Raw genomic sequence first — 24,277 nt, 5'->3', positions numbered from 1 at the left:
ACGATTAACAGGTTCCCAGCCGAAAGTCCGATTAAACCGCCGAAAGTCACCAATAAACGCGACTGTAGTACTAGGCGCCGCCACTCCTACGCGCGGTTCTCCCGTTGCAGGGCGGCGTCGTGTTCGGCGTGGGCCTGCTTGAGCAGGTCCATGAACTCCGTTTCGTTGCGGATGAGCCGTTTGTACTTCTCCGGAAGCTTTTTGAGTTCCCCCTCCTCGCGGAGCATCTTGTTGAAGATTTCCTCGCGCTCGGCAATGCCCGTCTCGTAGTTCAGGTCCACGTATTCGGTGGCGTGCCGCTTGGCGCCGGAAACCATGTTCTTGGCCTTGCCCTTGGGGCTGTAGATCGAAGCCAGGATGGTGACCACCAGGACACCGATGATCACGGTGAGCGAGAGACCGGTGCTGATCTCGACGACGGTCACGTGTTCGCCGCCGTTGATGAAGTGCACGTTGTTCTCGTGCAGGGCGTGGAGGATGAGCTTGACGCCGATGAAGCCGAGGATCGCGGCCAGGCCGTAGGAAAGGTAGATGAGGCGGTCGAGCAGTTCGTCGATGAGGAAGAACAGCTGCCGCAGGCCCATGAGGGAGAACGCTGTGGCGGTGAATACGACGAACACGTTCTGGGTCAGGCCGAAGATGGCGGGGATGGAGTCCAGCGCGAACAGGATGTCCGTTCCGCCGATGGCCACCATCACCAGCAGCATGGGGGTCAGGACGCGTTTGCCGTTTTCCACGGTGAAGAGTTTGTCGCCGTCGTAGTGCTGTGACGCGGGGAGGAACTTCCTGGCAAGCCGGACCACCAACCCTTCGGAGTCGTCGTCGTGCGAATCCGGCCTGAGCAGGTTGCCGGCGGTGATCAGCAGGATGAGGCCGAAGATGTAGAACACCCAGGCGAAGCTGTTGATCAGGGCGGCGCCGAGGAAAATGAAGCCGGTGCGGGCGATCAGGGAGAAGACGATGCCGAACAGAAGCACCTTCTGCTGGTCCGCACGGGGGACTTTGAAGCTGGCCATGATGATCAGGAACACGAAAAGGTTGTCCACGGACAGGGCCTTTTCGGTGACATAACCGGCGAAGTACTCCGTGCCCATGGTGGGGCCGCCGAAGATCAGGACGCCGATGCCGAAGACTAGGGCGATGCCCACGTAGATCGCTGACCACGTGGCCGACTCCCTGAGCTTGGGGGAGTGCGCCTTGCGGACGTGGAAGAAGAAGTCGAAGGCCAGCAGGCCCACGATGCCGACGACGGTCAGTATCCATACGTAAAGGGGGACCTGCATGCTGCGTGCCTTCCGGTCGGTTGGGGTTGAGTCAACCCTACCGGGCGAGGGTTACTGGCTGCCTGCTACTGGGCGGTGTCTGCCCAGCCTTTGCTGGACGGGCCGCCGTCGGCTCCGTCCTGACACAGCCGGAAGGCGACATCGGCGGCCTGCGCGACCGCCGCCGCTGACGACTGCTTGGAACCGGCGCTCCCGGTGGCCGTGCCTGTGCTGGTGCCGGCTGCGCTGGCGCCGGCTGCGCCGGCGCCGGCTGCGCTGGTGCCGGCTGCGCTGGTGCCGGCTGCGCTGGTGCCGGCTGCGCTGGTGCCGGCCGCGAGTCCCGCCGCGTAGCCCACCATCAGGGCGGTGATTGGTGCCGCGGCGTGGGTGACGGACCGCGCCGACTCTCCGGCCAGGTCCAGGATGAGTTCGCGGTCAAAATCGAGGTCCAAGAGCTGCAGGGCCTGTGCCAGCCGGTGGCTCCATTGGTCCAGGATCTGGTTTTCGTTGTCGTTGGCGGTCATGGGTCGCTCCTAGGTGACGAGTGCGGTCAGATGTGTGGTCGGGAAATAACGGCAGATGCCTCGAGGTTAGGCTGTAGCGAGAGCTGCTATCAAGGAGATTCCCGATGAGTGATGTGACCATCCGCCAGAACCCGGACCGTGAGCGCTTTGAAGTGCTGGTCGCAGGCACCGTGATCGGCAAGGCGGCGTACAAAGAATACGACGCCGGCGACTCGCCGCAGCGGATTTTCTACCACACCGTGATAAACGAGGAGTACGGCGGCCAGGGGCTGGCAGGCAAGCTCGCCACCGCGGCACTGGATGAAACCGTGGCCGCCGGGCTGCGCATCGTCCCAGTGTGCCCCTACATCAAGAAGTTCCTCACCAAACATCCCGAGTACGCCGCGAGCACTACCGCCACCACACCGGCCCACCTCGATTTCCTCAGCGGGGCGCTGGCCGCGCGGGCTTGAGGGTAGCGCGGCGGCGGCGGGCGTAGCGAGGGCCGTCGCAGGCGCGGCGGGCGTAGCCAAGGCAGCGCGACGGCCATGGGTTTCGCGTGGCGCCACGCGCTGGCGTGGTCGGGCTGCCCGGTTAGGCTGCGATCCACTTCTCCCAGTCCGGCAACGGGTCAACGGGCAAGCCCGCGGGTGGATCTGGATCGAAGGGAATGTCCGGAGGCGCGTCTGGGTCGAAGGCACCGGGCATCCACGGCGGTTCCCAGTCGTACCCTTCGCTGAGGTAGCGGCGACCCGAGGGTGCCACCCAGCCCGGCGGTGCGTCGGTGCCCGCGCCGACAGGTTTCCAGCCGGTGGTGTGCCTGAGCCGGTGATGCCTCCGGCAGGGCTGGTTGAGGTTGGAGACGCCTGTAACGCCGCCCTTGTGCCAGGGCGTGACGTGATCCGCCTCGTTGTCGAGGGATTGGCTGTTGCAGCCAGGGAACGGGCATTTGCCATCCCGGAGGCGGAGCCACTGGAGCATGGCCACCGGGATGCGGTAACTGGAGCGTCCGATCTCCAGCGGTGCACCGGTGCCAGGGTCAGTCAGCACGCGGTGGAAGGACGTGGCGCCGTTTGCGACCAATTGGCGAGCCATGCTGGGCGGGATGGGTCCGTACCCATCCAGGTGGGCTGGTTCTTCGGTGGCACCCAGCAGGGAAAACACCGGCACCGTGACCAGTACTTGCGCCTTCGGCGACGGGACACCCTCAGCGACACCGGCGACCAGCCATTCTGCGGCGGTGTCTGCCCGGAGCTGGGCAAGGTTCCGCGGCTCGGCGGGCCCTTGTAGGGTCCTGGCTGCCGCAGTGGCGCGTTGCCAGATGGAAGCGGCGGTGTCGGCAGGCAGGTAGGCGGAAAGCCACGCCATGCCGTCGCGGTCCGGAGTGTATTCCAGCCGCCGGTCCTCAACGCTGGCCTGATGGCGTCGTTCGATGCTGACGGGGTGGTGGCGCTCCCGCCATGTTCGTGCTTTGGCGCGGAAGCGGGACGGCACCAGATCTCCAGCCGGACAGCCCCGCGCAGCGTTAACGGCGTCCGGGTCCAGGAAGTGCGCTTCCAGAGCGGCAGCCGCCGCCGTGTCGATGCCGGTGGTTTCGTCCACCAGGATCCGGGCGTGCTGCCAGGAGATGGTCCCGGCCTGAAGGGCAGTAAGAGTCAGCGGAAGTGCCGTGGTGAGCTGCCGGGTTTCCTGGAGGAATGCTTCAGCGGTTCTTTCGCTAACGGTCAGGACGCAAGCTAGCTCGGCGACCACACCCATCGCCGCGGAGCACCGCTCCTGGGGCGACGCCGACGGGGATGCCATGGCTTTCGTCGCCTCCGCAAAGGTCTCCGTCAGCCCGACCTTGACGGCTGCGGTGCGGGCCTCGATGTGGGCCACCTCGGTAAGGCCGTCCAGGCAGACGTCAGCCAGCTGCCGCAGATGGTCCGAGCCGGTCCCGCTGGCGAGCCGCGAACCGTCCCACACGCGATGCAGCTCGGCAACGGACGCCGCGACGGCGTTCAATGCCGTGACCACTGCGTTGTTTTCCATATTTACAGTTTGGCGGGAGGGTCCGACATTCAACATTTGCTCAATGGCACCGAGACTCTATGCTGGGCTGATCAAAATCCGGCCGCGCCGAGCCGGAATTAGGGCACGCTTCTTGCGACACTGGAAACATTCTTTGCCGGCGCGCTCACTGATACGTCAACGGAGTCCTTGCTATGAGCCACCTATTTAAGACCACCGCGTCATATCCGAATGCCCTGATGCTTTTGATAACGGAAGACGATCCAACTGTTCCGGAAATTGACCGAGTATCCAACATTTGGCAGAGCGAGAGCATGTTGGCCATCGCCGTTCAACACGATGCCGAGGGTGACGTTGAACTCCAGATCACCAATGAAACCCCGTCGACGTCCAACATGACGCTGCTCTTCCATGGCCTCCTCCCGACGGGGAGACGGCTTGTTGAGATCCAGACAGTGTATTTGGACCGCATCACCGGCATCAGGACCCTGACGCAGGAACTTCCGCTTCGCATTTGGGGTGACGATCCGGGGCAGCCGGAACACGTGGTGATCGAATGTCTCGGAATTGTGGAGCTTTCCTAGAAGGACCCCGGCACAGACAGTGGTCCGCGGCGACGGGGAACGTTTCAGCGCTATATCGCCTCAGCGCAGGAGTGAGTCGCGCTGCCCGCTACGCTCGACCTATGCATTCCCACGATGAGCCCCTTCCGCACCGGCCGAGGCGGGTCCTGGTGGCAGGAGTATCGGGCGCAGGCAAAACCACCCTGGCTGCGCGGATCGCGGCTATCACGGGCGGCAAGCACACGGAGATTGACGCTCTCTTCCATGGGCCGGACTGGACGCCCCGAGGGGAATTCCTGGCCGACGTGCACAGGTTGGTGGGCACCGATTCGTGGACCACCGAGTGGATGTACGATGCCGCGCGGCCACTGCTGGCTGACAAGGCGGACCTCCTCGTTTGGCTCGATCTTCCGTTCCTTCGCGTGACCCTTCCCCGTGTCCTCCGGCGAACTGTCCGCCGTCGGTGGCGCCGCGAAGAACTCTGGAACGGCAACATTGAAGCGCCGCTACTGTCCTTCTTCACAGATAGGGACCACATCGTCCGGTGGGCTATTCGGACGCGGCGAAAGTACTCCGGGGTGATGCCGCAGTTCGTCGCCGAATACCCGCATGTCGTCGTCGTCAGGCTGAGGTCCCAGCGCGAAGTCGAACAATGGCTCGGCGGATCGCTGATGCCTGCCGTCACCGGTTGACCGGTCCTGGGGGCAGAATGGGACCGTGATCTCGCCGAACGCAACAGTGAACCGCAACCCAAAAATGTCGCCGGGGGCGTGGGTGAGCCTCGCCATCACAGCTCTGGTTCTCTGCCTCGGGCCGGTGCTTATCGTCGTCGGCACGCTCCTCGTGGATGCCGACGACGAGCTTGCGCGGAGCGGGGAACGGACGGTGGGGTTGATTGTTGATTTTGACGACGTAAGGAAAGCCTCCGCCCGCGACATCAGAGTCGAGTACCAGTCCGCCGACGGATTCGTTTACTACACCTCGGCCGCCGTGGACCATGACCAGCACCCGGTGGTGGGCGAGGAAGTCACCGTGGCGTACCAGGAATCAGATCCAGGCAACGCAACGGTCCTCGGGTATGAAAGCGACGGCGTATCTTTGCGGGGGATGGGCGTCCTCCTGACTGCCCTTTTCGGGGGAATCGGCGTCTTCGTGTTCATCAGTAAGCTGCTGGGCAAGAGGAAGGACCCCAGGAAGCGCACGGACTAGCGCTTCGGGCAACGCCCAGAAAGATGAGGATCGGAATGCCAGAGACCGTTGAGGCTGTCCTTCACGACGGGTCAAGAATAGCTATCACGGCTCAGGGGGAGGGGCCGGCGCTGCTCCTGCCAGTCCGGCTGGAACCGTATGGGACCGTCGAGGCCGAGACCATGCGCGAATGGGGCGGGGATCCTGACGTGGGACCGGCCTTGGTCCACGGGCTTTCCAGGTCAAACCGCGTGATCGCGGCCGACTACGAAGGCCACCGGATGGCCCATCCTGCGGCAGACACGCTGACCCCCGATCACCTCGCCGCCGATCTGCTGGCCATTGCGGACGCCGCGGGAGCCGACGTTTTCGGTTACTACGGTTACTCATGGCTTGCGTTGAGCGGGCTCCAACTCGCCCTCCGCACGGACCGCCTCCGTGCCCTGGTGATGGGCGGTTTTCCGCCCGTGGACGGACCGTACCGGAGCATGCTGGCGGTCACCCGCGCCGCACATGCGATGTCCCAGGCGACGTCCACCCAGTCTCCTGGCCAGTCCACTGTTCCGGTCGCCGAGGCCGAACCGGGAGACTGGGACCACGTTTCCGTCCAGACCACCGAGGCGCAAACGCGGCAGTTCGTCACCCTGTATGAAGCGCTCCAAGGGTTCGACGACTTTGCCGCCGAAGTCCCGCCGGACTTGCCGCGGCTCGCCTTTGCCGGTGCCGAAGATCAGATTGACTACAGCGCCCAATGGGGCGGGGTCCGGGTGCGGATCGGTGAACCCCTGGCCCAACACCAGGCGGCCCTCATCGCTGCAGGTTGGGACGTTCAAGTCCTTCCCGGCCTGGATCACCTCAGCGCGATGCACAGCTCAGTGGTGCTGCCGATTTTGACCGCCTGGCTTCAGAGGGTCGGATGGGTAAGGCGGCCGGCTGCTGATTAGGCTTGGACCATGGACTTCCAGATCCGCCAGGCCACGCCGGATGATGCCGACGCCCTCGTGCGCATGCACACCCTGGTCCACGAGGAGTGCTACGCACGCCAGTTGTCACCCGAGTTCTTCCGCGCCCGCCGGGCCAGCATTCCCCAGCGCATCGAACAGCGTCGAAAATCCCTGGCAACCGCTGACCCGCGTCTCATTGCCTTGGACGACAGCAACGAAGTGGTGGGATTCGCCGATGCCGGCCCGGCACTCGACGCGGACGCGCCCGAACAGCTGGAGCTGTACGCGATCTACATTCTCCGGCGCATGTATGGCAGCGGCCTGGGGGCTGCCCTGCTGCACGCCGCCGTCGCCGATTCACCGGCGTACCTGTGGTTGCTTGAGGACAATCCCCGGGCGCTGGCCTTTTACCTCAAATACGGCTTTCGGGAGGACGGCGAGCGCAAACTGCTGCCGCCGGAATGGGAGGAGCTGCCCGTGATCCGAATGGTCCGGTCAGCCAAGCCCTAGGCTAGTCCGGCTGACCGCCAGGCTCCGTCCCGTCAGGCTCCGTTCCGCCAGTCTCTGTCCCGCCGGGTGCCGCGGTCTCCTCGGGTTCCCAGCGCAGCAGGTCGCCCGGCTGGCACTCCAGCACCTCGCACAGGGCTTCGAGGGTGGTGAAGCGCACCGCTTTGGCTCGGCCGTTCTTGAGCACCGCCAAGTTTGCGGGCGTGATCCCGACGCGATCCGCGAGTGCTCCCACGGACATCTTCCGCTTGGCAAGCATCACGTCGATGTCGACGACGATCGGCATCAGATCACCTCGTCGAGTTCGTCCCGCAGGTGCCTGGCTTCGGCATCGCGGGCCACCGCCTGTGCCAGCAGCATGCGCAGTACGACGACGACGAGCGCCACTCCGGCGATCAGCACGCCGGCGCCTCCGATCAGGAGGACGACGCCGGGGGCGACGGATTCGCCCGGGGCGAGGACGACGCCGAGCCCGAAGGTCAGCAGAGACGCCGCGGCGAAGGCTCCCGTCACCACATCCACGTAACGGAAGGCGGCGTGCGAGAACACGGTTCCGCGCCGCACCATCGTCAGCAGCCGCCAGACGCAGACCATGGTGACCTGGACGGCGAGGATGCCCAGGAGGACGATCACGAGGACCGGCACACTGACGCGGGCGATGTCCGGGCCCAGGTCCTCGTTGAGGTCCCGGGCCAGCAGCGGAACCATCACGGCCTGCACAAATACCGAACCGGCGAGTCCCATCGCGAGCACAATCCGCAATGCGAGGACAGTCAGCTTTCCCATTAGATCTCCTTGGGTGTCGAATAACAGTTGGATACTATCGATATTCGATAGCTTGGACAAGCGGACCCGGCGCGTGACTCCTCGAAAGGCCAGCCCGCAAGCGGACGCCCGTGGTAGCCTGCCGGGCATGGCCGTGGACCCTTCCCTGCTCACCTGGCTGCTCGACTCCGACCCGGCGCTCCGCTGGCAGGTGGAGCGCGACCTTGCGGGCGCGCCGCGTGACACGTGGGAAGCGACCCGGTCCCGTCTGGCCACGGAGGGCTTCGCCGCACGGCTCCTCGCCCTGCAGGATGCCGACGGCCAGTGGGCGGGCGGTGCGTTCTTCCCCCGAGACTTTGACTTCCACGGCCCCGAGGCAGCCGACGGCGCGGGGCAGCCGTGGACCGCAACCACGTGGACGCTCAACAGCCTCCGTGACTGGGGCCTCGATGGAGCCGTCCTCGCCGGCACCGCCGAATTGCTCGCCGCGAACAGCCGCTGGGAGTACGACGACCTGCCGTACTGGGGCGGTGAGGTGGACTGCTGCATCAACGCCTACACGCTGGTCAACGGGGCATGGCTCGGGGCAGACGTCTCCGGAATCGCCCAATGGTTCCTGGACCACCGCATGGCCGACGGCGGCTGGAACTGCGAGTGGGTGGAGGGCTCCACCCGGTCGTCCTTCCATTCCACCCTCAACGCGCTGAAGGGCCTGCTGGACTACGAAGCCGCGACCGGCGGAACCAGCAGGCTGCGCGCCGCCCGCCGGGCCGGTGAGGAGTACCTGCTGCAGCGCCGGCTGCTCCGCACCCTGTCCACCGGCGAAATAGTGGGCCCGTGGGTGACGCGGTTCGCCTACCCGTTCCGCTCGTTCTATAGCGCGCTCAACGCGACGGACTACTTCCGGGCAGCGGCCCTGCACGACGGAGCCGCGCCCGATCCGCGGCTGGCCGAAGCCATCGAGACGGTCCGGGCCGCCCGCCGTACCGACGGTACATGGCTGCAGGAGCGCCGCCATCCCGGACGGGTCTGGTTCGAAGTCGACGTTGCGCCCGGGGAGCCGTCCAAGTGGCTGACCTTCTTCGGGGCGCGGGTGCTGGACTGGTGGGACGGCGCGAACGGACACGTGCGGCCCCGGTGAAAGGGGCCGCACGTGTCCGTTCGCGCTTACCAGGCTGTTCCGGATGAGGGACCACCGGCCTATACCGCCCGGCAGTCCTTGTGGGTACCGTGGCCTCATGCAGAAGATATCGATCGAGGCCCTGGCCCGGCAGCAGCTCGCCGCCGCGCTTGCAGCGAGCAACGGGCGTGCCGCAGACACTGTCTATGGCGGGCATGAGAAGGTGCTCCGCCAGACCGTGATGGCGCTCAAAGCCGGAACGCAGCTGAGTGAGCATCAGAACCCGGGAGACGCCACGGTCTATGTCCTCCAGGGCAGCCTCCGCCTGCGCGCCGGTGAGAACTCGTGGGACGGCAAGCCGGGTGACCTGCTGATCGTCCCGGACGGCCTGCACAGCCTGGAAGCCGAAGAGGACTCGACGTTCCTGTTCACCGTGGCGAAGGGCACGACGCGGCCGTAACCAAGTTCGGCCCGGCGCGCCGATGTAGGCAAGACTGTTTCCGTGAGCAACAAACCCCGGACAGCCCTCGCCGTCGCCGGCCTCAGCCTGGGCACGTCGCTGAACCCGCTGAACTCGTCCATGATCGCCGTTGCCCTGGTGGTGCTGCGCGCGGACTTCGGGCTCGACGTCGCCACGGTCACCTGGGTGATTACAGCCTTCTACCTCACCTCCGCGGCTGGCCAGCCGCTGATGGGCCGGATGGCGGACCGCTTCGGGCCGCGGCGCCTGTTCAATTTCGGGATGATCCTGGTGGCAGTGACCTGCGCGCTGGCGCCTTTTGCCCCGAACTTCGCGCTGCTGTGCGTCGCCCGGGCCGTCATGGCGCTGGGGACTGCGACGGCGTACCCGAGCGCCGTCGTCATTGTCGGTGCCCTGGCCCGGGCCGCCAACGTCAAGTCCACCAGGCCGCTCGGCCGTATCCAGATGGCCAACACCTCCGCGGCGGCGGTGGGTCCGGTGGTGGGCGGGCTGCTGGTGAGCCTGGTCGGCTGGCAGGCCCTGTTCCTGATCAACGTGCCGTTGTCGCTGGCGGCGCTCCTCATTGTCCGGAAGTACGCCCCGGTGGACGACGACCGGGAACGCGGCAGCGCCGCCGAACTCCTCAGGGACTCGGACATTCCCGGCATCCTGGGCTTTGTCGGCTCCCTGACGCTGGTCATGATGGCCCTGCTGAACGTGCTGCCGGACGCGCGCTGGTGGCTGCTGGCCGGCGGTACCGTGCTGGCCGGGCTCTTCGTCTGGCGCGAACTGAAGTTCAGCCCGCCCTTCCTGGACCTGCGGCTGCTCGGCAGAAACCGGCCGCTGCTGCTGGTCTACCTGGGCTTCGCCGTGTTCAACGGCATCTACTACTTTGCGTTCTTCGGCCTGCCGCAGCTGCTGCAGGAAGCGGCCGGCTACGATCCCGGCGTCGTGGGTCTCCTCATGCTGCCGCTGGCAGCAATGTCCGTGATCGCGACGCCGTTCGCGGTCCGCGCGATCGATCGCTTCCGTGTGCGGCGGGTGCTGATCTCCGGCGTCCTGTTCCTGGTGGCCGCCGCCGGAGCCATGTGGCTGCTGACCGCCTCCTTCGCCATCCCGCTGGTGCTGCTGCTGACGGCCCTGATGGGCATTCCGTGGAGCGTGGTCAGCATCGCCTCCAGCCAGGGCATGTACGTCTCCACCCAGCCGCACGAGCGCGGCGTGGCCGCCGGGATCTTCCAGACCTGCCGGTACCTGGGCGCCATTACGGCCACGGTGATGATCGGCATCTTCTACGGCAGCGGCGTGAACCAGGCCAACTGGGGCCTGATGGTTCTCACCATGCTGGTGCTGGGGGCGGTCGCCTTCGGCGTGACGCTGCTGTGGCGGGAACGGAAATGAGCTGTGGGGTGCGGCCCAAAATGAGCGCCAAAACCACGCCGTAAGGACCCCCGCCCGCGCCCTCCGAAGCGCCCATCGGCGCCCCGATTTCCTTGTTTTCACGCCATATTGACACCCAGATGGCGCGGGAATACTGTCTGCCTTAACGGGGTCCTTCCGCCCCGTTTTCCAATATTTTCGGCGCTGACCCTGGGCCGCTTCTGCTTGGCGACGGCGCCAGCGAGGAGGGTCCCATGTCTTGGGAAATGTCCGGAACATACGTCGGCAACTGCACCTGCTCCCTGATCTGCCCCTGCCCCGTGGACGGCGTGCCCACCGGCCCGGACGGCGAGTGCCGCGGCTTCAACGTGTTCCATATTGCGACCGGCGCGATGGAGGAAACGGACCTGTCCGGCGTCGACTTCGCGTTCTTCAACTGGTTCCCCACCCACCTGACCGCAGGCGGCTGGAAAGTGGGGGCCGTCGTCGACGAGGGCGCATCCGATGCCCAGGTGGACGCACTCGAGAGCATCCTCCGTGGCCAGGCCGGCGGCCCGTTCGGGGATTTGGCTGCGCTGTACGGCGAATGGCTGGGACTGGAACGCGCAAGTGTCTCGTTCTCCGACGGGGATACTCCGTCCGGCTCGGTGGCGGGCCGCGTGGTTGTCACCTTCGAGCCGTTGCCCGGGCCCGACGGCGGCGTGACCACCGTGAAGAACGCGATGTTCGGCTTCGCCCCGGAGTTCCGGATCGGCAAGGGACCGGGGCACCCGGACCGCTTCGGGATGGAGTTCGACGGCGTATACGGCGAGACGTCCGACTTCACCTTCGCCAGCGAAATGGCCGAGGGCGCCCCCAAGGGCCGCGGCTAGGCCCCGCGTGATGTACCACCGGAAGCTGTTCAGGAGGGTGGGTGTGCAGCCGGTGGCGCACGCCCACCCTCAGGTATATGCCAGGCCGGCCTCCCGGATCGACCCGCGGGAAGCCGGGCTCGTCGCCATCCTCCTGGTGCTCGCGGCGGCGAGCTGGATCTTTACTTCAACCCAGCTGAGCGGAATGGACATGGGCCGCTGGACGGACCCGGGGCCGCTGGGGTTCTTCGTGGCCACCTGGGTGGTGATGCTGTCGGCCATGATGTTTCCGTCCGTGGCGCCCATGGTGGTGGCGTATGACCGGATCCAGCGGCACCGCAGGGTCACGGGACGGCACGCGCCTGCCGGGGCAACAACTGTGTTCGTGGCCGGGTACCTGCTGGCCTGGACAGCCTTCGGGCTGGTGGCCTACTCGCTGTACATGTCGGTCGCCTCGCTCGCGCCCGGGCTCTTCGGCTCGGACCAGGGCGGACGTTACCTGGCAGCCGGCGTGATCCTGGTCGCGGCGGTCTATCAGCTGACCCCCGCCAAGAACGTCAGCCTGATGAAATGCCGGACGCCCATGGATTTCATCCTGCACCGCATGCGGCCCGGCTACCGGGGCGCGCTGGTGATGGGTGTGGAGCACGGGGCGTGGTGCGTCGCCTGCTGCTGGGCGCTGATGGCTGCCCTGTTCGCCCTCGGGGTGATGAGCGTCGGCTGGATGGCGCTGATCGGTGCCTTCATCGCCGCGGAGAAGATGCTGCCCTGGAAACGGCTGGCCAACCGCTCCGTTGCCGTGGCGTTCGCCGTGATTGCGCTCGGCATTGCCCTCACCCCCGCGGCGACGGCGGGGATGGGGATGTAACGTGCCGCCGTCGCTGAGCGCGGGCGGCCATTAACCGGGGGAATTATCCAAAGGTCTCACCGAACAAAGGAGCCGACAATGTCTGAAGGAACTGGACTCCTCAGGCGGTTTTACGAAGAAGTGCTGGCGGGCGGAAATCTCGCCCTGATCGATGAATTTGTGCTGGACGACATCCAGGACCACGAGGACCCGATGCCCGGGCAGCCGCCGGGAAAGGACGGCGTGAAGTTCTACACCAACGCCATCCGTGCGGCGTTCCCTGACCTCACCGTCCAACTCGATCCGGCGTTGGCCGACGGCGACCTTGAGGCTGCCCACGTGGTGCTGTCCGGCACGCACACGGGGGAGTTCCTGGGTGTTCCTGCAAGCGGCAAGAGCGTGCAATTCAGCAGCGCGGACATCATCCGCATCCAGGACGGGAAGGTGGCCGAGCACTGGGGTTCCTCCGACACGCTGAGCCTCATGCAGCAGATCGGCGCCGTCCCGTCACAGACAACGGACGCGAGCGCCGGCTGATAAAGGTTCGGGCCAACAGAGTTTCCCGCCGCCGCTCCTAGCCGACGGCGGGAAGCACCGCGTGCGGCACTGTCCCGTGACGGTGCCGCACCCCTTTGCCCGCGAGGCTAGCGGCGCGCAGCCACGCCCGCGCCGGCAGGAGCCTCCGCCGGCGCGTCCGCGACGCCCGCGCCTGCCGCATCCGGGACCGGTGCGGCCGCCGTCGACTTTTCAGCTGCAACGAACCCCGCTTCCTTCGGCCCGGGCGGGTAGGCGTGGTTGCGCCCGGTCACCACAATCACCAGCGCGACGACGACCGGCACCGCAGCAGCGACCGGCACCATCAGCGGGCCCGCCATGGTGAGGGCGGCAGCGCCGTACAGCGCGCCGATGGTGATGCCCAGCTGGATGGTCAGCACCGTGAGGCCGTTGGCAGCCTCCCGGTACTCCCTGCCGGCGCGAAGGATGGCCGACTGGTTGTAGATGCCGATCGCGCCGAAGGCGGCACCCCACACCGCCATGAGCACCAGGGCACCGGGGACGGTCCTGCCACCCAGTGGAAGGAGGAGGTACGCGGCGGCGATGATCGCCGTCGTAACCAGCAGCGCACGGCGCGGCCGCATGTCCACGGTGATGCCGGCGATCCAGATGCCCACCAGCCCGGAGAATCCCAGCACGGTGAGGGAAAGGGTGATGCTGTAGTCGGGCAGGCCGGCTTCGCGGAGGAACGGCGCGATGAAGGTGAACAGGGCGAAGTGGGCCATGAGCATCAGCGGCCAGGCGATGGCCACCGATTTCACTCCGGGCTGGCCGATCGCCTTGCGCAGGGACGGCCGCGGGGCGTCCGGGATCCGCCGGACGGCGGGCAGCAGCCACATGGCCAGGCCTGCGAGGACCACACCGGCGCCCGCCAGCAGGAGGAAGGACGCCCGCCAGCCGACCACTGCGCCCAGGGCGGTGCCCAGCGGGGCGCCGATGGCCAGGCCCAGGCTGTTGCCGCTGAAGACGATGGCCATCGCCTTGCCCACCTTGTGGGCCGGAACGATGCGCGCCACGAACGGGGCCATCGCGGTCCAGAGCAGGCCGTGGGCAATGCCGCCCACCAGCCTGGCGGCCAGGGCAGCGCCGAAATCGGACACCAGGCCAACCAGGGCGTTGCTGACGGCGAAGGTCAGGACCAGCGCCACCAGGAGGATATGCCGGGGGATGCGGGCGAGCAGCATCGCAGCGGGGATCACCGTGGCCACGATGATCGCGGCATACCCGGCGGTGAGGTAGCCGGCCACGGGTTCGGATACGTTGAGGCCGGCGCTGATCTGGGGGAGCAGGCCGGAGGGCAGCAGCTCGGTGGTGATGGCGGTGAAGCCGATCATCGACAGCACCAGCAGTGCGCCGAAGGGCATGCGGTCGCGTGCAGGAACGGAGGTCGCGGGAGGCACGGGTGAAGAGTCCTTTTCAGGGAGTGGGGGAAGGAACACGGCGCCGGTTGCCGGTGTCCTCCACTCAAATTACCTGATTTATTTATTGCGAGGCAGGGTCTGTCAGAACCACCTTCGCGGGAATGCGCGGACCCTTTCCGTTCAGCCGATCCGCTCGGCCAGGGACACGATAATCCCCTCCGGCCCCCGTACGTACGCCATCCGCCAGCTGTTCTCGTACTGGCCGATGCCGCCGACCAGCCCGTAGCCGTCCGCGGCCAGTCCGTCCACGGCTGACTGGAGGCCGTCCACCTCGAAGGACACGTTGCGCAGCCCCAGCTCGTTGGCCATCGCATCGGGCGATCCCGGCTTGTGGTCGGGCCGGACGAAGCTCGCGAGCTCGATCCGGCTTCCTCCGTCCGGCGGCCGCAGCATAACGATCTCGGTGCGGGAGTCCGGGATGCCGCAGACGGTATCCAGGAACTCGCCCTCCACGAAAGTCCGGCCCTCCACTTCGAGACCCAGCTTGACGAAGAACGCCGTCACAGCGTCGAGGTCGGCGACGGTGATGCCGACATGGTCGAAACGCTGTATGTGTGCCACGAGAACCACCTCCTGTCAGTACTCGCCCTTGATCACGAAGTAGGAGCCACGGATAGTGCCGGCCAGCTTCGATTTCTGGCGGGCGAACTTGAAGCGCTCCGCCAGTTCCTCCGGCACGTCCATACCGTCGGCAAGTTTGAACCCCACGGCTCGCTTCCCGCCGTCCTCGATGCTGTACATAACGTTGATGGACAGCCCCGACTCGTAGAACACGTAGGACATCCGCAAGCCGTCGACTTCGAAGTCGGTTGCTTCCAGCGGGCGCGATCCGATGACGATGTCGCGCTCTTCCCGGAGGATCCGGTTCACCCGGTCCACCACCTCCGGAACCTCGCTGGCAGGGCTCACCGTGAAGACGTGGTTGTACTTGGTGCTGAAGTAGCGGGCCTCATTGGCGCGCAGACCCGCGGCGGCGTCGGCCACCGGGGATGATTCCAAGCCTGCAGTGGAAACGTTCTTGAAGTCGACGATGTGCGGCATGCGCCCTCCTGGTAAGGCGAGATCAGACGTGGTGGGACCAATGCTAACGCGACGGCGGTACGTGCTGGGCGTGAATCCCAGGGTCCGTTGGAAGTCGTTCGTCAGGTGGGCGTGATCCGTGTAGCCGAGTTCGGCAGCGATCGCCGCGAGGTCTGCCGCCGGGTCGGTCCGGGACCGGTCGGCGGCCTCCTGCAGGCGGCGCCGTCGGATCAGCGCGGACGGGCTCAGGCCGATGTACTTCTTCGCCACGCGTTGCAGGGTTCGCGGCGACACAAAAAGCCGCGCCGCAGCGTCCTCAAGGCGGGTCACTTCAGCTGGGGACCCGATCAGGTCCATCATCGCGTTGGCAAGCAGGCCCTCCTCGGAAACCTCCGGATCCTCCGCCACCAGCCAGCCGGTGAACGCCTCCACGGCGCGTTGCCGGCGTTCCGCCGGGTCGGTTCCGCTCATCGCCGCCAGCACTGAGGCATGAAGGTCCGCGAGCGGCAGCGGCAGTTGGGCATCCCGCAGGCTGCCCGGATCATCCGTGAAATGTGGCACCAGGGCAGGACGCAGGAGGGCTCCGACCGCCCATCCCCGGCCGGTGAGGTCGCGGTGTGACCGGCGGGTGGTGGGGCCGGCGAACTCCACGAGATCCTGCTGCACCACAAGGTTGGACGCGGGGAACGCGATCACGTGCTGGCGTGAGGTGTGCCCCGGCGCAATGTCCCATTCGGGGATCCAGAACCACTGCACCAGGTTCGTGACGGACTCGGGCGCTGGCACCCGGTGAAACGTGGGAAGCCGGGCCGGGTAGAGGATGCCCTTGAACGAATCCACCATCGGAGGGCACTCCTATCCGGGCTGTCGCATTTCGCCAAGCCGCCGGGGCGGACCCGTGCGTACCGTCAGAGGTATGACTGATACTACAAGCCCCGAACTGACCGTGGCCGCCGACGGCAAGCACACCACATCCGGCATCCCGCACGGCTTCACGAGCCTCACGCCGTTCCTTGCGGTTACCTCGGCCAAGGAGGCCATCACGTTCTACCGGGACGTTTTCGGCGCCCGCCCCGTCAATGTCACCGAGATGGGCGGCGTTGTGGTCCACGCCGAACTCGACTTCGGCCAGGGGCGGCTCCAAATCGGTGAGCCCAACCCCGACTATCATCTTGTCCCCGCGCCGGACGGCGACGATGACTGCTATTCCGTCGGCTTCTACTGCGCCGACGCGGACGCCCTGGTGGCGCGCGCCGAGCGGTCGGGGGCAACGATCCGGGAGCCGCTGTCCACCTTCGCGTCAGGAGACCGGTTCGCCAGCATCCGGGACCCGTACGGCGTGCGCTGGTCCATCATGACCCGCGTTGAGGACCTCTCCGAAGAGGAAAGCGCGCAGCGCGTCGCCGACTGGGCAGCGAAGCAAGGCTGACCTCCGCGGACTTTCCGGAACCCGTTGTCAGTGCCGGGAAGTGAGCCTACGCTGTGCGCACGGCCCCACTCCGGGGACCGTTGCCAGACAGGAACGAGACCATGACCAAGTATTTGTTTGAAGCGAATTACGTGGGCGAGGGAATCAAGGGGCTCATGCGCGAAGGCGGCACCAAGCGGCGTGACGCCCTGGTGGAGGCCCTCAATTCCGTGGGTGGATCGCTGGAGAGTTTTTACTACGCCTTCGGGGACACTGACGTCCTCGGTGTTTTTGAAGTCCCGGACCAGGCCGGGGCCGCAGCCCTTTCGCTGATGATCAATGCCACCGGCAACGTGAACGTCCGGCTGAAGCCGCTCATGACGCCGGAAGACATCGACGAGGCGACCAAGAAGACACCCTCCTACCGGGCGCCGGGGCAGTAGCGCGTTCGCAGGAAGCACGACGGCGGCACCCGGTTGGGTGCCGCCGTTTCACCTGAAGCCGGTCACTCCAGCTCCGCATCGGCGACCTTAGGTGTACATCAGCGAGCCGGGTGTGGTGAGGAGCTCGCCGGTTTCCAGCCAGGTCTTCAGGCCGGAGAGGATCATCGGCCAGCCGCCGTAGAGCTGGTCGTTGGCACCCTCACGGAGCTGGTCGTGGGTGACTGTCAGCCGGCAGGAATCGCCCACCGGTTCGATCTCCCAGGTGATCCGGGAGGTGCCTTCGGCTTTGACGTCCTCGCCCCAGAGCGCCCGCATGCTCTGGACGAGCCGGCGCGGCGGGTCCACCTCCAGGTTCTCACCCTCGCCCAGGAGCTCCCCGGCTTTGGGATTGCCCATCTCGAACCGGCCGCCGGGAGTCCAGTCCGAGGTGATGACCGACCCGAACTGGTACTTGCTGCGGATCTCGCCGTCCGTGATGGCCTCCCAGAGCCGTTCCGGGGTGGTCTTGATATAGATTTCGAAGATCTTTTCCATGGGACTTTCCAATCTGGTTTTGAGGTCGCTGAGGCCAGCGGCCCCTGGTTCGGCGTACTTGCTCACCCAGCGGTCGTGGACCAGCCGGATGGGCACCGGATTCAGGAAATGAAGTTTCTCGCGACCCCGACGGCGGGTCACCACCAGGCCGGCTTCCTCCAGGATCCTGAGGTGCTTCATGACTCCGTAGCGCGTCATGTCGAAGTGTGCCTCGAGGGCGTGGAGGGTCTGCCCGTCGTTCCTGAAGAGCTCGTCCAGGAGATCGCGACGGGTGGCGTCGGCCAGGGCCTTGAATACGGCGTCCACAACTCCAGAATAGGTGACTAAATGGTCACATGTCTAGGGTTCCAGCAGCGCCCCAGTACCTCAGCCCAGCAGCACCCACGCGGCGTTGTCCGGCTGCAGCCAGCCGTCCGTGACCAGCGGCGCGGCGCTGGCCAGCACGGTCCCGGCCGGCAGCCGCACCGCCTCGGTTCCCATCGCCACGGCCACCAGGAACTTCGCGTTGCGCTCGCAGATCAGCAGGTTCCCGTCCTCCACACGCCAGCTGCCGCCGTCGTCCGCGGTGAACACGCCCTGGTCCCACAGCTGACGGCGGAGTCCGACGGCGGCAGTCACCAGGGCGAGCGTGGAACCCGGGTCCTGCTGCTGGGTTTCAACCGCGTACTGGCCCCAGCCCTCGGGCTGCGGCAGCCACGGGTTACCGGGCTGACCGGTCGCCGGCGAGAAGCCGTGGTTCGCCTCCGGAGACGCGGTCCACGGCAGCGGCACGCGCGCGCCGTCGCGGGTGATGCCGCCGCGGGTCCACATCGGGTCCACCCGGGCTTCCGCCGGGACGTCCACCTCGGGCAGTCCGAGCTCCTGGCCCTGGTAGATATAGGCCGCGCCGGGCAGTCCCAGCAGGGCCAGCAAGGCTGCCCGGGCACGGCGCAGCCCACGTTCGCCGCCGTCCTCTGTCCCGCCGCCGAACCGCGTCACGGACCGGACAATGTCGTGGTTCTCCAGCGCCCAGCTCGGTGCGGCTCCGTGCAGCTGGCGCGCGGCTTCGAGTTCAGCCCCCACGGATGCCCACGCTGCGGGATCCCAGCCGAGCTTCACGAACGCGAACGCGAAGGCCTGGTGCATCTCATCGGCGCGGGTGTAGCGGGCGGCGCGGGCCGGTTCCAGGTTGACCTCGCCCACCAGCAGCCGGTGCGGCTGGTACTTCTCGGCGAGGGTGCGCCAGCGGCGGTACACCTCGTGGACGTCCTCCTGGTCCGAGACCAGGGGGTTGGCCCGCAGACCGTCCACCACCGCGGTGGCGGACGGCGCGTCCGGCAGGCCGTCGGCTTTGAAGAGGCCATGGGCGACGTCGATCCGGAGGCCGTCCACGCCCTTGTCGAACCAGAAGCGGAGCACGCCTTCGAAGTAGTCGCCCACGGCGGGCTTCCGCCAGTTCCAGTCGGGCTGGCCGGGGGAGAAGAGGTGCAGGTACCACTGGGTGTCCGTCGCAGACCCGGGAACAGCCCGGCTCCAGGCCCGCCCGCCGAATACGCTCTGCCAGTTGTTTGGCGGCAGGTCGCTGGCGGAGCCCGGCGCGGAACTGCGCCCTTCAACGAAGTGGAACATGTCCCGCTCCGGCGAGCCCGGCCGGGCCGCGAGGGCCTGCTGGAAGAGCGGGTGGGCCGAGGAGCAGTGGTTGGGGACGACGTCGAGCAGTACCCGCAGGCCCAGCGAATGGGCGAGCTCCAGCAGGGTATCGAACTCGTCCATGGTGCCGAACAGCGGGTCGACGCCGCAGTAATCGCTGACGTCGTAGCCCTGGTCCACCTGCGGCGAGGGCTGGAACGGTGTCATCCAGATGCCGTCCACGCCCAGGGAGGCGATGTACGGCAGGCGGGCGATGAGGCCGGCGAGGTCGCCCACGCCGTCGCCGTTCCCGTCCGCGAAGGAACGCGGATACACCTGGTAAATCACGGCTGAGTCCCACCAGTCGCCGGTGACTGAGCCGGCGGAGGGGCTGCCGCCGTCGTGCGTCATTTGCCGGCCCCGGCGGTGAGGCCTTCCACGATCCGGCGCTGGAAAATCAGCACCATGATCACCAGGGGAACGGTGACGATCACGCCGGCGGCCATCTGCTCGCCGAACGGTGCCTGGAATTCGGTGGCGCCGGTGAACTTGGAGATGGCCACGGTGGCGGTCTGGATGCGGGGATCGTTGATCATCGAGAGGGCGATGATGAACTCGTTCCAGCTGTGGATGAACGTCAGGATGGCGGTGGTGAATACGCCCGGCGCAGCCAGCGGGAGCAGCACCTTCCGGAACGCCTGCCATTTGGTGCAGCCGTCGATCATGGCCGCTTCCTCGAGGTCGAACGGCAACTGTTTCATGAACGTGGTCAGGTTCCAGACGGCGAGCGGGATGGCGAAGGACAGGTTCGGGATGATCATGGCCTGGTAGGTGTTGATCCAGCCGAGGTCCGTGAAGAACCTCAGCAGCGGGACCACCACCGAGATGCCGGGGAACATCGACGTCGCAATAATAACGCCGAGGATCACCGACTTGAACCGGAAATTCAGCCGGGAGATGGCGTAGGCGGCGAACACGCCCAGCACCAGGGCGAACACCGTGGTGGTGCCGGCCACGATCAGGCTGTTGAGCAGGGCCTGGCCGAACATGGTGGAGCCGTCGAACACCTTGACGTAGTTCTCGAGCGAGAACGGTGCAGGCAGGAGGGTGTTGTCGAAGATGTCCGCGGTGCGGCGGAGGCTGGAGACGATCATCCAGTAGAACGGCGCCAGGCAGTAGGCGAAAATCAGCACCAGCCCGGCGTACACGGAGTAGGAGCGCCAGGTGCGCTTCTTCTTCGTGGGGAGGGAAGCGTTCGACGCCGGGCGGCCGGCGCCGGTGCGCCCGGCGCTTCGGTCGCCGCGCGAGCCGGATTCCGAGGCGAGGCTGCGGAGTTCGGAGATGGTCATCGGGTGGCCTCGGCCTTCTGTGAACGGGTTGCCTTGCTCGTCTTGGAACGGTGCTTCTTCAGGCCCGGTTGCTTGGCACCGGTGACGTCCGTGCCCAGGACCTTAACGAAAACGATCGCGACGACGGCGACGTACAGGAAGAGCACTACGGCAAACGCGGAGGCGGAGCCGTAGCGGAGCTGGTTGGATTCGTCCCAGGCGAGCATGGAGAGGGTTTCCACGGATTCCTTCCCGGGGCCGATGAGCACGAACGGGAGGTCGAACATCCGCAGCGCGTCAAGCATGCGGAAGAGGACGGCCACCAGGAGCGTGGGCTTCACCAGAGGGAGCGTGATGGAGCCCAACTGGCGCCACCAGCCGGCGCCGTCGATCTTCGCGGCCTCGTACACTTCCTCGGGGATGATCTGCATGCCGGCCAGGACCAGCAGGCCGATGAACGGTGCGGTCTTCCACACTTCGGCGATGATCACGGCCAGCTTGGACGCGGTGCCTTCGGCGGTCCAGAGGATTTCGCTGCCCAGCAGGGTGTTGGCGATGCCGTCCGACTGGAAGATCCAGCGCCACAGCAGGCCGGAGACGGCGGTGGGCACGGCCCAGGGAACAAGGATGCTGGCGCGGAGGAAAGACCGGCCCTTGAACGCCCGGTTCATGGCCAGCGCCAGGCACAGGCCCAGGACGGTTTCCAGCAGCACCGTGGTGACGGTGAAGAACGTGGTGTTGCCGAAGGCGTTGAGGAAGCGCCGGCCGGATTCGCCCACGAACAGGTCCGCGTAGTTGGCCAGGCCCACGAAGGCCTCGCCGTCGGTGACGAACCCGTCCGCGTCCAGTCCGGATTCGGCGCGGAAGAGGGACTGGTGGATGGCCGAGATGAGCGGGTAGACGATCACCAGGGCCAGCACCAGGAGGGTGGGGGAGAGCAGCATGGCGGCCATGCGGCCCTCCCCGGGCGTGCGGGACGTGCCGGTGCCGCGTGGCTTCAGCTCCTGTGCCGGACGGGGTGCCGGAACGGTGGCGGTGGTGACTGTCATTTCGCGGAGATCTCTTCGAGCTTGGCCTGCATGTCGGTCAGCGCGGTGTCCGTGTCTTTTTCGCCGGTGATGGCGGCGTAGGCCTCTTCCTGGATCGCCTTGGTGGTGGCGCCGTACTGCACTACCTTCGGGCGGGGCTTGGCGTTGTTCAGGGATTCCAGCAGGGTGGGGAAGAACGGGCGCTTGGCCACGACGGCGGGGTCCTCATAAAGGGAGGCGTAGGCCGGGGCGCGGGAGCTGAGGGCCAGGCGCTTCTGGGCCTGCTCCTGGCTGGTGAAGAACTTGATGAACTCCAGCGCCGTGGCCTTGTTCGCGGTGAACGGGGAGACGGCCAGGTTGCGTCCGCCCAGGGTGGAGACGCCGGGGCCGTCGGTGCCCGGGATGGAGGTGATGTCGAACTTGCCGGCCACCTTGCTGGAGCCGTCGGTCGCGCTCAGGGAGGCGTAGAGGAACGGCCAGTTGCGCAGGAACACCACTTTGCCGTCCTGGAATGCGCGGCGTCCCTGTTCTTCGAGGTAGGTGATGGCGTCGGACGGGAACATGCCGTCCTTGAAGCCGTCCACCAGCAGGTTCAGGCCCTTCTTGGCTTCGGCGGTGTTCACGGTGGGCTTGCCCTCGGCGTCAACGACGGACCCGCCGGCGGAGGTGACGGCCTCGGAGAAGTTGACCGTGAGGGCCTCGTTCTTGTCGAACTGGCCGGTGTAGCAGGACATGCCGGCGGCTTCGGGGAGGGCCAGGATCTTGGCGCAGGCGGCCTTCATCTCGTCCCAGGTCTTGGGCGGGGCGGCGATGCCGGCGGCCTTGAGCAGGTCGGAGCGGAAGTAGAACAGGGCGCCGTCGGTGTAGTACGGGGCGCCGAAGAGCGTGTCCCGGTAGGTGGCGGCGTTGACGGTGGCGGGGATCATCTGGTCCGCGGGGACGGCGTCCTCGGGCAGCGGTATGATCCATTTGTTGGCGGCGAACTCGGAGGTCCACACCACGTCCAGGTTGAGCACGCTGAACGTGTCCGACTTGATCTGGGCGTTCTGGATGAGCTGCTGGCGCTGCTGGTCCGCGGAGTCCGGCAGTTCGATGAACGTGACCTTTTCGTCCGGGTGGGCTGCGTTCCATTCCTCGATGCTCTTGTTCGCCGCGCCCGAGGCGTCCCGGTTGGAGACGTAGTTGATGGGGCCCTTGCCCTCGAACGCCGCGGCGGCGTTGGCGGTGGCTTTGGGTTCCGGCGCGGATCCGCCGCAGGCCGTGAGCGAGACGGCTGCGGCCGTCACGAGTGCGGTGGTGGTGAGAAGAGTCTGCCAGGTCCGGCTGCGCTGCCTCATGTGTTGCTCCTTCTGGTTTTGGTTTGGGGTACGTGGTTGGGGCCCTGTTTCAGGGCACGGGGTTTTAGGGCATGGGGGAGTACGACGACGGCGGCACGGTGGTGTGCCGGCTGTCGCCGGTGGGTGGGGGTTGGGGTGCTAGTGGTTTAGGGGCGCCGTGGAGCCGCGTTCGATCAGCTGGTGCGGCATGATCTTCGGCCCCAGGTCGCGGGAGCGGAGGAGTTTCTTGACGGCCATCCGGCCCATGTCCTCCAGTGGCTGGGCCATGGTGCTCAGGGGCGGGTGGACGTGCAGGGCAGTGGAGGTGTTGTCGAAGCCGAGGACGGAGACGTCTTCCGGGACCCGGCGGCCGCGCTTCTGCAGTTCGTTCACCGCGGCTGCGCCCATCTCGTCGCTCATGGCGAAGATGGCGGTGAGGTCCGGCTCCTGGCGGAGGAGGTCGTCCAGGCCGGGGGCGCCGCTTTCGTAGAAGAAGCTGCCGGTGGCCGTGACGGGGGTGCATTTGGCTTCGGCCATGGCGCGGAGGTAGCCGCGCTTCCGGGGTTGTGCCACGTAGATGGAGGCGGGGTCGCCGGTCAGCAGGCCGATGCGGCGGTGGCCGAGCTTCAGCAGGTGACGGGTTGCGTCGTAGGCTGCCTGTTCGTCGTCGATCGCCACGCTGGGGGAGCCGGACTTGTCGCTGATGGCCACGGAGATGATCGGGATGTTCGGCCCCAGCAGCTGCCGCGTTTCGGGGGTGATGACGGCGGAGATGAGGATGACGCCGGCCGCCCGGTAGGTGCGGAGGGTCCGGAGGTAGCCGGCGATGTAGGCCGACTTGGCCCCGGTGCGGCCCAGCATTACGGCGTAGCCGCGCTCCTGGGCTTCCTGTTCCACGCCCAGCATCACCTGCGAGGCGAGGGCGTCCGAGACCATGGGTGCCAGCAGCCCGATCACGGAGGTCTGCCGGGTCTTCAGGCCGCGGGCCAGGTAGTCCGTTTCGTAGCTGAGGCTCCGCACCGCGTCCTCCACGCGCTCGCGGGTCTCGGCGGAGTAGCCCACGAGTCCGTTGACCACCCGCGAGACGGTGGCGGGAGATACGCCGGCGTGCTTGGCGACGTCCCTGATGGTTACCACTGTTGTTTCTCCTCGCGGGTGTTACGGGCTTCGAAATGCCGATCGAAACCGCTGTTACGCAAACGGTTTACGTAATCGG

The 24,277-nt window shown here is 66.6% G+C and carries 28 protein-coding genes and 1 pseudogene; 14 read left to right on the top strand and 15 right to left on the bottom strand.

Going from position 1 to position 24,277, the window contains the following annotated elements; all coding sequences use genetic code 11:
* Window positions 1–86: 86 nt before the first annotated feature.
* Both PV761_RS11360 and PV761_RS11355 read right to left on the bottom strand, forming a co-directional pair.
* On the bottom strand, window positions 87–1,283 hold the full coding sequence (locus PV761_RS11360; protein WP_347896795.1) for a TerC family protein: 1,197 nt from the start codon (window positions 1,281–1,283) through the stop codon (window positions 87–89).
* Window positions 1,284–1,348: 65 nt separating this feature from the next.
* Window positions 1,349–1,786, bottom strand: coding sequence for a DUF6457 domain-containing protein (locus PV761_RS11355; protein ID WP_347896793.1), 438 nt, complete (start codon window positions 1,784–1,786; stop codon window positions 1,349–1,351).
* 104 nt (window positions 1,787–1,890) lie between these two features.
* Here PV761_RS11355 and PV761_RS11350 point away from each other — a divergent pair, with 104 nt between their 5' ends.
* Complete coding sequence (locus PV761_RS11350) at window positions 1,891–2,238, top strand: GNAT family N-acetyltransferase (RefSeq protein WP_028271986.1); 348 nt, start codon at window positions 1,891–1,893, stop codon at window positions 2,236–2,238.
* Between the two features lie 121 nt (window positions 2,239–2,359).
* On the opposite strand, the gene PV761_RS11345 is transcribed toward PV761_RS11350, so the two are convergent.
* Window positions 2,360–3,796 (bottom strand): DUF222 domain-containing protein, encoded by a 1,437-nt coding sequence (locus PV761_RS11345; protein WP_347896791.1) that lies wholly within the window; start codon window positions 3,794–3,796, stop codon window positions 2,360–2,362.
* 173 nt (window positions 3,797–3,969) lie between these two features.
* Between PV761_RS11345 and PV761_RS11340 the strand changes: the two genes are divergently transcribed.
* From PV761_RS11340 to PV761_RS11320, 5 genes are all read left to right on the top strand, one after another.
* On the top strand, window positions 3,970–4,359 hold the full coding sequence (locus PV761_RS11340) for a hypothetical protein (RefSeq protein WP_347896789.1): 390 nt from the start codon (window positions 3,970–3,972) through the stop codon (window positions 4,357–4,359).
* 101 nt (window positions 4,360–4,460) lie between these two features.
* Window positions 4,461–5,030 carry an AAA family ATPase gene (locus tag PV761_RS11335; RefSeq protein ID WP_347896787.1) on the top strand — a complete coding sequence of 190 codons (570 nt, stop codon included), beginning with the start codon at window positions 4,461–4,463 and terminating at the stop codon, window positions 5,028–5,030.
* 25 nt (window positions 5,031–5,055) lie between these two features.
* Window positions 5,056–5,547, top strand: coding sequence for a DUF3592 domain-containing protein (locus PV761_RS11330; RefSeq protein ID WP_347896785.1), 492 nt, complete (start codon window positions 5,056–5,058; stop codon window positions 5,545–5,547).
* A gap of 35 nt (window positions 5,548–5,582) precedes the next feature.
* Window positions 5,583–6,470, top strand: a complete 888-nt coding sequence (locus PV761_RS11325; protein ID WP_347896783.1) for an alpha/beta hydrolase — start codon at window positions 5,583–5,585, stop codon at window positions 6,468–6,470.
* Between the two features lie 9 nt (window positions 6,471–6,479).
* Entirely contained in the window at window positions 6,480–6,980 is a 501-nt protein-coding gene (locus PV761_RS11320; protein ID WP_028271991.1) for a GNAT family N-acetyltransferase, read from the top strand.
* Window position 6,981: 1 nt separating this feature from the next.
* Here PV761_RS11320 and PV761_RS11315 read toward each other — a convergent pair whose 3' ends face one another.
* Together PV761_RS11315 and PV761_RS11310 are read right to left on the bottom strand one after the other, a co-directional pair.
* Complete coding sequence (locus PV761_RS11315) at window positions 6,982–7,263, bottom strand: helix-turn-helix transcriptional regulator (RefSeq protein ID WP_347896781.1); 282 nt, start codon at window positions 7,261–7,263, stop codon at window positions 6,982–6,984.
* Complete coding sequence (locus PV761_RS11310; RefSeq protein ID WP_347896779.1) at window positions 7,263–7,763, bottom strand: DUF2975 domain-containing protein; 501 nt, start codon at window positions 7,761–7,763, stop codon at window positions 7,263–7,265. Before PV761_RS11310 ends, PV761_RS11315 begins: the two co-directional genes overlap by 1 nt.
* Before the next feature lie 127 nt (window positions 7,764–7,890).
* Between PV761_RS11310 and PV761_RS11305 the strand changes: the two genes are divergently transcribed.
* The 6 genes from PV761_RS11305 (at window position 7,891) to PV761_RS11280 (ending at window position 12,937) form a co-directional block, all read left to right on the top strand.
* Window positions 7,891–8,883 carry a squalene cyclase gene (locus PV761_RS11305; protein ID WP_347896777.1) on the top strand — a complete coding sequence of 331 codons (993 nt, stop codon included), beginning with the start codon at window positions 7,891–7,893 and terminating at the stop codon, window positions 8,881–8,883.
* A 97-nt stretch (window positions 8,884–8,980) separates the two neighbouring features.
* Window positions 8,981–9,322 (top strand): cupin domain-containing protein, encoded by a 342-nt coding sequence (locus PV761_RS11300; RefSeq protein ID WP_028271994.1) that lies wholly within the window; start codon window positions 8,981–8,983, stop codon window positions 9,320–9,322.
* 42 nt (window positions 9,323–9,364) lie between these two features.
* Window positions 9,365–10,723, top strand: a complete 1,359-nt coding sequence (locus PV761_RS11295; RefSeq protein ID WP_347896775.1) for an MFS transporter — start codon at window positions 9,365–9,367, stop codon at window positions 10,721–10,723.
* Between the two features lie 233 nt (window positions 10,724–10,956).
* Window positions 10,957–11,574, top strand: a complete 618-nt coding sequence (locus PV761_RS11290) for a DUF1326 domain-containing protein (RefSeq protein WP_347896773.1) — start codon at window positions 10,957–10,959, stop codon at window positions 11,572–11,574.
* A 10-nt stretch (window positions 11,575–11,584) separates the two neighbouring features.
* A complete protein-coding gene (locus PV761_RS11285; protein WP_347896771.1) occupies window positions 11,585–12,421 on the top strand; it encodes a DUF2182 domain-containing protein in 837 nt (278 codons plus the stop codon).
* A gap of 78 nt (window positions 12,422–12,499) precedes the next feature.
* Complete coding sequence (locus PV761_RS11280; protein ID WP_043439110.1) at window positions 12,500–12,937, top strand: ester cyclase; 438 nt, start codon at window positions 12,500–12,502, stop codon at window positions 12,935–12,937.
* A 107-nt stretch (window positions 12,938–13,044) separates the two neighbouring features.
* On the opposite strand, the gene PV761_RS11275 is transcribed toward PV761_RS11280, so the two are convergent.
* From PV761_RS11275 to PV761_RS11260, 4 genes and pseudogenes are all read right to left on the bottom strand, one after another.
* The gene (locus PV761_RS11275; RefSeq protein WP_347896768.1) at window positions 13,045–14,355 is read right to left on the bottom strand and encodes an MFS transporter; all 1,311 of its coding nucleotides are present in this window, start codon (window positions 14,353–14,355) and stop codon (window positions 13,045–13,047) included.
* Window positions 14,356–14,496: 141 nt separating this feature from the next.
* Window positions 14,497–14,937, bottom strand: coding sequence for a VOC family protein (locus PV761_RS11270; RefSeq protein WP_347896766.1), 441 nt, complete (start codon window positions 14,935–14,937; stop codon window positions 14,497–14,499).
* Window positions 14,938–14,952: 15 nt separating this feature from the next.
* Window positions 14,953–15,417 (bottom strand): phage tail protein, encoded by a 465-nt coding sequence (locus tag PV761_RS11265; RefSeq protein ID WP_347896797.1) that lies wholly within the window; start codon window positions 15,415–15,417, stop codon window positions 14,953–14,955.
* Window positions 15,418–15,477: 60 nt separating this feature from the next.
* Window positions 15,478–16,239, bottom strand: a pseudogene (locus PV761_RS11260) (helix-turn-helix transcriptional regulator); the annotation flags it as partial.
* Between the two features lie 73 nt (window positions 16,240–16,312).
* Between PV761_RS11260 and PV761_RS11255 the strand changes: the two are divergent.
* Window positions 16,313–16,825, top strand: coding sequence for a VOC family protein (locus tag PV761_RS11255; protein ID WP_347896764.1), 513 nt, complete (start codon window positions 16,313–16,315; stop codon window positions 16,823–16,825).
* A 101-nt stretch (window positions 16,826–16,926) separates the two neighbouring features.
* Complete coding sequence (locus PV761_RS11250; RefSeq protein ID WP_028272004.1) at window positions 16,927–17,247, top strand: GYD domain-containing protein; 321 nt, start codon at window positions 16,927–16,929, stop codon at window positions 17,245–17,247.
* 87 nt (window positions 17,248–17,334) lie between these two features.
* Here PV761_RS11250 and PV761_RS11245 read toward each other — a convergent pair whose 3' ends face one another.
* The 6 genes from PV761_RS11245 to PV761_RS11220 all read right to left on the bottom strand — a co-directional run bounded on the left by PV761_RS11245 (window position 17,335) and on the right by PV761_RS11220 (window position 24,198).
* Entirely contained in the window at window positions 17,335–18,087 is a 753-nt protein-coding gene (locus PV761_RS11245; RefSeq protein ID WP_347896762.1) for an SRPBCC domain-containing protein, read from the bottom strand.
* 60 nt (window positions 18,088–18,147) lie between these two features.
* The gene (locus PV761_RS11240) at window positions 18,148–19,800 is read right to left on the bottom strand and encodes an alpha-amylase family glycosyl hydrolase (protein ID WP_347896760.1); all 1,653 of its coding nucleotides are present in this window, start codon (window positions 19,798–19,800) and stop codon (window positions 18,148–18,150) included.
* Window positions 19,797–20,738, bottom strand: a complete 942-nt coding sequence (locus tag PV761_RS11235) for a carbohydrate ABC transporter permease (protein ID WP_347896758.1) — start codon at window positions 20,736–20,738, stop codon at window positions 19,797–19,799. Before PV761_RS11235 ends, PV761_RS11240 begins: the two co-directional genes overlap by 4 nt.
* Window positions 20,735–21,766, bottom strand: a complete 1,032-nt coding sequence (locus PV761_RS11230; RefSeq protein WP_347896756.1) for a sugar ABC transporter permease — start codon at window positions 21,764–21,766, stop codon at window positions 20,735–20,737. The genes PV761_RS11235 and PV761_RS11230 overlap by 4 nt, the downstream gene beginning before the upstream one ends.
* Entirely contained in the window at window positions 21,763–23,082 is a 1,320-nt protein-coding gene (locus tag PV761_RS11225; RefSeq protein WP_347896754.1) for an ABC transporter substrate-binding protein, read from the bottom strand. The genes PV761_RS11230 and PV761_RS11225 overlap by 4 nt, the downstream gene beginning before the upstream one ends.
* 138 nt (window positions 23,083–23,220) lie before the next feature.
* The gene (locus PV761_RS11220; RefSeq protein WP_347896752.1) at window positions 23,221–24,198 is read right to left on the bottom strand and encodes a substrate-binding domain-containing protein; all 978 of its coding nucleotides are present in this window, start codon (window positions 24,196–24,198) and stop codon (window positions 23,221–23,223) included.
* Window positions 24,199–24,277: the final 79 nt, after the last annotated feature.

This window comes from Arthrobacter sp. CC3 (genome assembly GCF_039907775.1).
GTDB lineage: Bacteria > Actinomycetota > Actinomycetes > Actinomycetales > Micrococcaceae > Arthrobacter.
The sequence above is the reverse complement of the archived record's forward strand: the minus strand, read 5'-3'. Positions and strand labels throughout refer to the sequence as shown.